The sequence below is a fragment of the Zarconia navalis LEGE 11467 genome (assembly GCF_015207075.1).
In the GTDB taxonomy this organism is placed as follows: Bacteria; Cyanobacteriota; Cyanobacteriia; order Cyanobacteriales; family Geitlerinemataceae; genus Zarconia; species Zarconia navalis.
Window position 1 is genome coordinate 1 of record NZ_JADEXN010000183.1, and the last position, 8,881, is coordinate 8,881.

General features: G+C 49.2%; 6 protein-coding genes. 5 read left to right on the top strand and 1 reads right to left on the bottom strand.

Features of this window, described 5'->3' with window-relative positions:
• The first annotated feature begins 758 nt into the window (after positions 1 to 758).
• The 5 genes from IQ235_RS11260 (at position 759) to lptC (ending at position 6,655) form a co-directional block, all read left to right on the top strand.
• Positions 759 to 953 carry a DUF2949 domain-containing protein gene (locus tag IQ235_RS11260; protein WP_264321558.1) on the top strand — a complete coding sequence of 65 codons (195 nt, stop codon included), beginning with the start codon at positions 759 to 761 and terminating at the stop codon, positions 951 to 953.
• Positions 954 to 1,123: 170 nt separating this feature from the next.
• The gene (hpsO, locus tag IQ235_RS11265; protein ID WP_264321559.1) at positions 1,124 to 2,314 is read left to right on the top strand and encodes a hormogonium polysaccharide biosynthesis glycosyltransferase HpsO; all 1,191 of its coding nucleotides are present in this window, start codon (positions 1,124 to 1,126) and stop codon (positions 2,312 to 2,314) included.
• Between the two features lie 635 nt (positions 2,315 to 2,949).
• The gene (metG, locus tag IQ235_RS11270; protein ID WP_264321560.1) at positions 2,950 to 4,548 is read left to right on the top strand and encodes a methionine--tRNA ligase; all 1,599 of its coding nucleotides are present in this window, start codon (positions 2,950 to 2,952) and stop codon (positions 4,546 to 4,548) included.
• A gap of 188 nt (positions 4,549 to 4,736) precedes the next feature.
• Positions 4,737 to 5,360: a LabA-like NYN domain-containing protein gene (locus IQ235_RS11275; RefSeq protein ID WP_264321561.1), complete on the top strand. Its 624-nt coding sequence runs from the start codon at positions 4,737 to 4,739 to the stop codon at positions 5,358 to 5,360.
• A gap of 131 nt (positions 5,361 to 5,491) precedes the next feature.
• Entirely contained in the window at positions 5,492 to 6,655 is a 1,164-nt protein-coding gene (lptC, locus tag IQ235_RS11280) for an LPS export ABC transporter periplasmic protein LptC (protein ID WP_264321562.1), read from the top strand.
• 148 nt (positions 6,656 to 6,803) lie between these two features.
• On the opposite strand, the gene IQ235_RS11285 is transcribed toward lptC, so the two are convergent.
• Positions 6,804 to 8,881: phycobilisome rod-core linker polypeptide (locus IQ235_RS11285; RefSeq protein ID WP_264321563.1), on the bottom strand; the 2,078-nt coding region annotated here is incomplete at its 5' end.

Consider the following 8,881-nt stretch of genomic DNA (forward strand, 5'->3'; position numbering starts at 1 on the left):
GCTCGAACCGCGCTATCCTGGTTTATGGCTGCGGATGCTGGCAGCAAGTTACGCCCTCACCGAAGGAATTGGTCGTCGCGCGCCGAAGTTTTCGGTTTCTGAGGTGAAATTGCAAGAAATTGTTTTAGTCGTCACTTGTCGATTTCTTCGGTATTCAGCTTCAGCTTAAATCGATCTCGATCCCCCTTAATCCCCTTTTTTAGGGGAAAATTGGAAACGTTTCCGAAAAATTAACAGCGAAGCTTCCTCTGGCTTCCCTGGGATCTCGTTTTTCATCAAATATAGAACCCAATCATAGGGGTAGGCATTGGTAGGCATTTCTGTTCTGTAACGAGTGAAACCATTAAATTCTCGTCAGACAAACAGCCCACCCGACCATTAACTACATGGGAGTCTACAATTGTGAAAACGGCGCTAAAAAGGTGACAGAAGGGGAATCTTTCTGACAGGGCTAAATGCTTACATTTCTTGTTGGTTGTGTTACCGGTGCCACTTTCTCCATCGTCTACCTTTAGATAGATGGGGATCGTTACAGAACTACGTATAATCGATTGACATAGTTGGAGATCGCAAGTCTCCCATATCTGATATCGGGTAGACAATCCTCTCCGTTCGATTTTTAAAATGCTTCGCGTTTGTGGTTTAAATCACACTATAATGACGATCGCGATCGCCACCAAAAGTAAGGTCGATCGCGGTCAATTGACAAAATCCCAGAGATACTATCTCTATTCGGTTAATCAGGTGCAAATGAACAAATGCAATTTACAAAGCAAGCAAAGCTCATTCAGTTTTTAAAGAATGAGTTATTAATCCCCCAAAATTCAATTTCGCTGGCATTGCGTCAAAGCCCCGACCTCGGTGTCAATACCTTTGCCATGGTTTTGCTCCAGTATGGGTTAATTACCCTCGAACAACTCGATAAAATTTTTGACTGGCTAGAGACAGTATGAAACAAAACCTAAAAATCGCCGCCTTGCATCTTTTTTCGATGATGCGAGGCGGTTGTTTTTTGCGAATTTTTTCATAGACCCAGCACTGATTTTGGAGTTTTCCGCACCCGTGACAACCCCAGAATTCTTCTCTTATGATGGAATTGCCTTTGAGAAAAAAGCGATCGCTCATGAGAGTCTTAGTTGCCAGTCACACCTATATTGTCGATCTCAACCGAGAGAAACTACGAGAATTAGCCAATCTTCATCCAAATCTAGAAGTTGCGATCGTCGTTCCCCGTCGATGGAAGCCCGGTGGCGTTCAAAATAAAACCATCGAATCGGAATATCTTCGCGAAGGTTCGTTTCAAGTGGTTCCGGTTTCTAACTTCAGTCAAAATAACCAAGGATTACTCACCTTCGGAACGGACTTATTGGGTCTTTTGCGCGAATTTAAACCCGATATCATTCAAGTGGAACAGGGTTCTAAGTCTCTCGCCTACGCCCAATTCATCACCCTAAATCGCCTCCTCGGACTCAACGCCAAAATGGTTTTCTTTACCTGGTGGAATCTGCCTTACGAGTTAAAATGGCCGGTTCGTTCCCTCGAAGCTTACAATTTGCGCCATACTGATGGGATTGTGGTGGGCAATCAAGACGGTGCGGATATTTTACGCGATCGCGGCTACGGCGGTCCGATCGAAATTATGCCTCAACTCGGCGTTGACGAGGATTTATTTCGCCCCCATCCCGTCCCGGAGTTGCGACAACAACTGGGGCTGAGTTCGGAAGATTTCGTCGTCGGCTATGTCGGTCGCTTTGTGGAAGAGAAGGGATTGCGCACCTTAAGTCAAGCCCTCGAATCGATGCCCGAATATCCCTGGAAGTGGTTGCTCTTAGGTCGCGGCCCCTTACAGGACGAGATTCGAGCTTGGGCGGCTAGTAAGGGTTGGCAAGAGCGGTTGATTTGGGTTGAAAGCGTTCCCCACGACGACGTACAACGATATATCAACCTACTCGACGTTCTAGTTTTGCCTTCCGAAACCACCTATAAGTTCAAAACTCTCACCTCCGTGGGATGGAAAGAACAGTTCGGTCACGTTCTCATCGAAGCTATGGCTTGCCGAGTGCCGGTTATCGGGTCGGATTCGGGGGAAATTCCCCACGTCATTTCCGAGGGGGGTTTCGTTTTTCCGGAAGGGAACGTTGCTGCGCTCAAAACCAGTTTGGTGAAGTTAATCGAACAACCAGGCCAGAAGCAGAATATTGCCCGACAGGGATACGAACGAGCCATCGAACATTATACGAATAAAGCCCTCGCTCGAAAACTGTTGACTTTTTACAAACAGCTTTTAGGTCGGGCACCCGAAAATCGGGGATGAAGAGGCCTGTTTGGGGGTCGGATCTCCGTGCAGCCGCTTGTGAAGTAGAGTGCATCTATTTAAACAGAAATAACCGAGTTCCTTTACTAAAATGCGGGGTCTGACATCTGGGGACGATCGATCCAATATGGCTATCTCCGATGGCTAATTTGTCGCGCTCCACTCAAAAATCGTTCTATGAGTCATGCCCTTCTATTTCGATTTTGATGCGTATAAACACATCGAAATTTACCGGAAATCACAAAAGTTAAGATCTGAAGGCTCGATTTTAATATTCCATCGAGGACGATTAATTTTTACAGCACCTCGAGCTTGTCCGATGGGCCTGTCGCCTCCAAGTCTTATCGAAGGATACTTCCTGAATTTTTCCCTTAAAAGTCCTGTGGGCGGTGACGGGAAACTCTTTAGCGAATCTTAATGTTTGAACGATCTAAAAGTACCGTGGTGTGTCGATGTCCGATCGTGCTACTTTTAGCAAGCAATTTGATACTAAGTTGACTGAATGTGATTAGAATATAAACTAAATAGTAATATAACATCTCTAGGAATATCGACCCAAAACAATTAAACTATCCTTCTAGATTCCAAACCTATGGAGCTCGGAAGGACGTAGGAGGTCACTCCTCGCAAAATATATGAACGATACTCGCACCCAACCTAACACGTTTGCGCTCACCACGCCTTTGTATTATGTCAATGGCTTACCTCATATTGGCAGTGCGTACACCACCATCGCCGCTGATGCGATCGCCCGATTTCAAAAGCTGCGAGGGCGATCTGTACTGCTGATTACGGGTACGGACGAGCACGGACAGAAAATCCAGCGATCGGCGATCGATGCGGGGCGCTCTCCCCAAGAGCGCTGCGATGAGATTGCGGGTAAATTTCAAGACCTGTGGCAACAGCTAGGCATCCAATACGATCGCTTTAGCCGCACCACGGCCCCCCGACACGAAGCCATCGTCAAAGAATTTTTCGGGCGCGTGTGGGATCGGGGTGACATCTACTTAGGACAACAAACGGGTTGGTACTGTGTCGCATGTGAGGAGTTTAAGGAAAAGCGGGATTTGCTCGAAGGCGGTCAGTGTCCCTTGCATCCCAATCAAACGGCAGAGTGGCGGGACGAACGAAACTATTTCTTTGCCCTGTCAAAATATCAAGAGCGACTTGAAGATCTCTACCAAAAACAACCCGACTTCATTCAACCGGAGATTCGTCGCAATGAAGTGTTGAGTTTTGTCAAAGGCGGACTTCAAGACTTTTCGATCTCGCGGGTCAATTTAGACTGGGGATTTCCAGTTCCTGGCGACCCCGATCATACTTTATACGTTTGGTTCGATGCCCTCTTAGGATATGTTACGGCGTTACTCGATTCTACAGACGAACCCACCTTAGAAAATGCCATTGCTCGATGGTGGCCCATTAACCTGCATCTAATCGGTAAAGATATTTTGAGATTTCATGCCGTTTACTGGCCAGCCATGCTCATGTCTGCAGATTTGCCCTTGCCCGATCGAGTTTTCGGTCACGGCTTTTTGACCAAAAACGGTCAAAAAATGAGTAAAACCTTGGGAAACATCGTCGATCCGGTGGAATTGGTCGAGAAATACGGATCTGATGCGGTGCGCTACTATTTTCTCAAAGAAATTGAATTCGGGAAAGATGGGGATTTTAACGAAACCCGATTCATTAATATTCTCAATGCAGATTTGGCTAACGATTTGGGGAATTTGCTCAATCGAACCTTGAAAATGGCTCAGAAGTATTGTGGGGGGAAAGTGCCGAAAGTGAATCCCGAGGAACTCGAGTGCGAACATCCCCTCAAAACTATTGGCTTATGTCTGGGAGAACGGGTAGCTGCGGCTTACGAGTCCTTGGCTTTTCACCAAGCTTGTGAAGAGACATTGATTTTGGTTCGCAGTTGTAATAAGTTTCTAGACGATCGGGCACCTTGGACGTTGTATAAGAAAGGAGAACAGCAAGCTGTCGAGGAAGTCCTGTACGTTGTTTTAGAATCTGTTCGTTTGGCGGCGTATTTACTTTGTGCGATCGTTCCCGGTTTGAGTACGGCAATTTACCAGCAGTTGGGTTTCGAGATTGATTTTGACGATCCCTCAACATGGAAAGACCTTTCCTTCGATCTCCATGGAAGTTGGGGGAAACTAGACGGCGATCGAACATTTTCTAAACCCAGTCCGGTGTTTGCGCGCTTGGAAATGCCAGAAACGCCCTAGAATTCGATCGCTTTTACATGGGATCGAGAGATCGGTGTGCTGCTTGTTACAAATCGATTTCCTCATTACGTATAACTTTAGTTCGCCCTGAACCGATCTAGTTTTTTATTTACGTAAACTTGTCAACAAATCAACAAGAAATTGATTTTCTTCGTATACTTCCATAAAAAATTTAGGATAACAAAACAATGTTTAATGATTTCGATCACGACTCAATATTCACCCCCGAACAAGTCCTAGAAAATCGCGGTCGCGTTGCCATTTTTATTGATGGTTCCAATTTATTCTACGCGGCGATGCAATTGGGAATGGAAATCGACTACACCAAGCTTCTCTACCGTCTAACGGGGGGTTCCCGTTTACTGCGCTCTTTTTTCTATACCGGTGTCGATCGCACTAACGAAAAGCAGCAAGGTTTTTTGCTGTGGATGCGTCGTAACGGATATCGCGTCATTGCTAAAGATTTGGTACAACTCCCCGATGGTTCTAAAAAGGCAAACCTCGACGTGGAGATTGCGGTGGATATGATGGCGTTGGTGGGATCGTACGATACCGCCGTCCTCGTCAGTGGTGATGGGGACCTGGCCTATGCCGTGGATGCGGTGAGCTATCGCGGTGTCCGGGTGGAAGTGGTGAGTTTACGATCGATGACCAGCGATAGTTTGATTAACGTCGCCGATCGCTATATCGATCTCGAAGCCATCAAGGAAGACATCCAAAAAACTCCCCGCCCAAACCCAACGACTTACAGTAACAGTAACTACCGCCCCCTATCGGGTTTGAGCGCGATGGACGATCGACCCATCGAATGAGCGTTGCGATCGCTGCTTTAACGGCGCGATCGAAAACTTGGCACGACACGTAGGATAGAGGAAGTCACTGTTACGGCAGATTCCTCTATCCTCAAAGTTTGTACTGTCGATAAGCTGTGGCTTGGTGAAGCATGATATTATCCATTCTCCGGTTTTCTCTCTCAATTCGAGCCATTGCGATCCCGATCGCCGCAATACTGCTGTTGGGGTTAGGCGCGTGCGGGAATCGGCGTTCCGTACCCGAGAAAGCCGTCGAAGACTCAAAACCCGATCGAGAAGTCGAAAACCGCCTCACCTTCAACGACATCACCCTCGAACAGGTAGACGGTGAAGGCAATTTAATGTGGGTCGTCAACGGCAAACAAGCGACCTACAGCGGCGATCGCAAACTAGCTGCCGTCGAAAGTCCCAAGGCAGAGCTGTATCAAAATGGGGAATTAGTCTTCCAGATCGAAGCTTTAGAAGGGGAAGTGCATCAAAACGGCGAAAAAATCGTTCTTAAAGAGGAAGTCGTCGCCGTCGATACCCAAGATGGAGCGGTGATGACTGGAGACGAGCTGGAGTGGCTCCCTCAAGACGATACCCTGATCGTGCGCGGTAATTTAACCGGAACTCACGAACGCGCCGACGTCACTGCTGAGGAAGTCCAACTCTTTAGCCAGCAGCGACGCTTAGAAGCCTTTGGAGAGGTGGTGATGCGAATCAAAGAGTCGTCCCTGCAACTGAGTACGGAACGGATTGTCTGGGAAATGGAACCCGAACAGGTGTTTATCGAACAAAAAGTGCAGGTCGATCGCTTTGAAGGGGAAGGGGAAGAAGAAAAAATTACCGATCGTGCTGTTGCCCAACTCGCTCAAATCGATCTGGCGACTCAGGTTTCTACCCTCCAAGATAATGCCCAACTCAGTCTCGTCGAACCTCCCTTACAAATTGCCAGTAACGAATTAGTGTGGGACTTACCCTCACAAGTGGCCACCTCCAACCTTCCCGTGCGGGTGTTGCACGAGCAAGAGCAAGTCACGATGACGGGGAACCAAGGTTGGATCGATTTAACCGAGAAAATGTTCTATCTAACTGATGGGATCGAAGCGTTGGGAAAAGATAATCTCGCTCAACTCATTGCCGATCGACTCACTTGGAATATTCCCGCCCAAGAGTTTGTCGCCGATGGCAACGTCACCTATCGCCAAGTCGATCCCCCCTTCAATTTGACGGGCCCGAGGGCCGAGGGCAAACTCGAATCCCAAACCTTTGTGATTAGTGGGGGACGGGTTGTGACGGAAATTATTCCTTAGCCTAGGTTTGAGTATGGGCGATCGTTGCAAAGCCCGAGAAATTGCCGACGTTCGCAACTCGAACGTTCCAATTAAAAGGCAAGCCTTTGTAGACTTGCCTCTTGCTTTATCCGTTCTTAAAAGAACCTCAGATTAAAGAACCAACGACTCAACCTCCAAAAGGTGCCACCGGCGTGAAGCTAGGTACGACTACTTCATCATTTTGCTTGGTCTGCTTGTTGTAAAGGCGTTCGGTGTTGGGGAAGTTAGCTGCCGGGAGCGTCGGGAAGCGTCGGTAGGGTACCGTATCTTCGCCAAAGTTCTCCGTATACTCGGGGGTGACCAACATCGCATTAATAAATGCCCGAATTCCTTGAGTGGCCAAAATTTGATTGTATTTGCGCAGTTCGGCTTGATCGCGAGTAGCGCGACCGAGGAAGTGCTTGGTTCCCAACTCGATCACCTTAGTATTCGGATGGGGCGTGTAGAACTCGCGGATGTAGAGTTCGGAACCGCCCAAACCTTCCATAAACTCTTTCACCGAAATATCGCCATTCCCCAGGCGGCTTTCGAGAGCCGTAAACTCGGGCTTGGTCACGTAGGGATCGATATCCCGCTCGAATACTTGACGGTAAGCGGCTTTGATGATGGTTTTCAAGGCGACCTTGTCGGCCGTGTTGGTGAGCTTGAAGACCTTGGATTGCTCGCGACGCTTGCTGACCCCTTGTTGTACCCGGAATGCCGTGTCCGGCTCGGAAGATATCGGCTGAGCGGGAGTTCCCAACTCGACGAATCGAGGTGTGATTTCGGTGCGAACGAACATTCCCGTCCCTTCCATATTGGTCGGCTTCCGGTAGCGCATCGCTTGACCGGCCGGAGTGAGATAGCGTTCGTAGGGAATCGTATCTTCGCCAAAGGCTTCTGCGTACTCGGGTGCATCGAGAATTGCATCGATGAGGGCGTAGAAACCTTTCTTGGCGCAAATATCGTAGTACGAATTCATTTCCGCTCGACCGTAGGTGGGGCGACCGAGCAAACGCCGATGGATGTATTCCACCGCCTTGCACACGTACAAGCGATCCCAGTACAGCTTGCGGAAGGTGGGCGATTTCGCCAAAATCCGCACGAACTCCTTCATCGTAATCTCACCATTTTCCAGGCGAATTTCCGAACTCTCCAAGCGCTGAGCGGCATAGACATCCCGACCGAAAACCTGGCGATAGGCAGCGCGAATCAGCGTCTGGGTATTACTTTCCGAGAACTTGGTTCCCGTATTTTGATCCAGTTTGAAAACTTTGGGACCGAGGCTTCCGGGTGCTTTACCCCGCGCGCCGGGATTGCTCAGTTGATTCTCGATACCGGCGCCCTGACGAATCAGAACCCGACGGGTATCTTTGGCAAACGGTGCGGGAGCGGTTTTGGGATCGCGGGATTCTTTGGGGAAGATCGCGCCGAACTGAATTTCGAGAGGATCGTTGCCAGTTCCGTAGACGTGGCGATCGGGCAAAGGCTGCTGGTAAGCTGCGTACAGCGTAATCAGTTGCGGCACTTTGCGGAAGGGGGCGCTGAAGTTGAACAGGTCGAACTGAGGACCCCAGTTGCGGCATTCTTGGGCTTCTTGACCGAATCCGCGCAGGTAGGGAACCGTCTCTTCACCGAAGTAGTCGGAATATTCCTGGGAATCGACGAGGGCATCTACCAGAGCCGGTAGACCGCCTTCAGAGACGATCGAGAAATAGTTCTGCACTTCTTCGCGAGAACTCGGGGCGCGACCGAGAATATGGCGGAACGCCAATTCCAGAGCGCGGCTGTTGATAAACGGCTCGAAGAACTGCTTGCGATACAAAGGGGTCTTACACAGGCGGCGGATGAACTCTTTCATTGAGATTTCGCCGTTCTTCACCTGGGATTCCAGATAGGAGACGTTCAAACCGTAGGCGCGGGTGATATCGCGCTCGAAAACTTGCCGATAGGCTGCTTTAACGATATCTTGCTTTTCCGTGCTCGATAGACCCGGCTTCATGGCGTACTTAACGCGCTGCTCCGAGGCGTTGAAGTAAATCTGGGGAAGTTCTAAGCCTTGCAGGTCGCTGCTGGGACGCTGCCGCAGCTTGGTTGAGGGAGTGGCCGCTTTAAATTCCGAGAGCACGACATCGAAATACTGCCCGACGATCTCCTTGGCTTCTTCATCGCCGGGATAGCCCATCGAAGCCTGGCGCATGGCCTGCAAGGCGCCGAGGGTGGCAG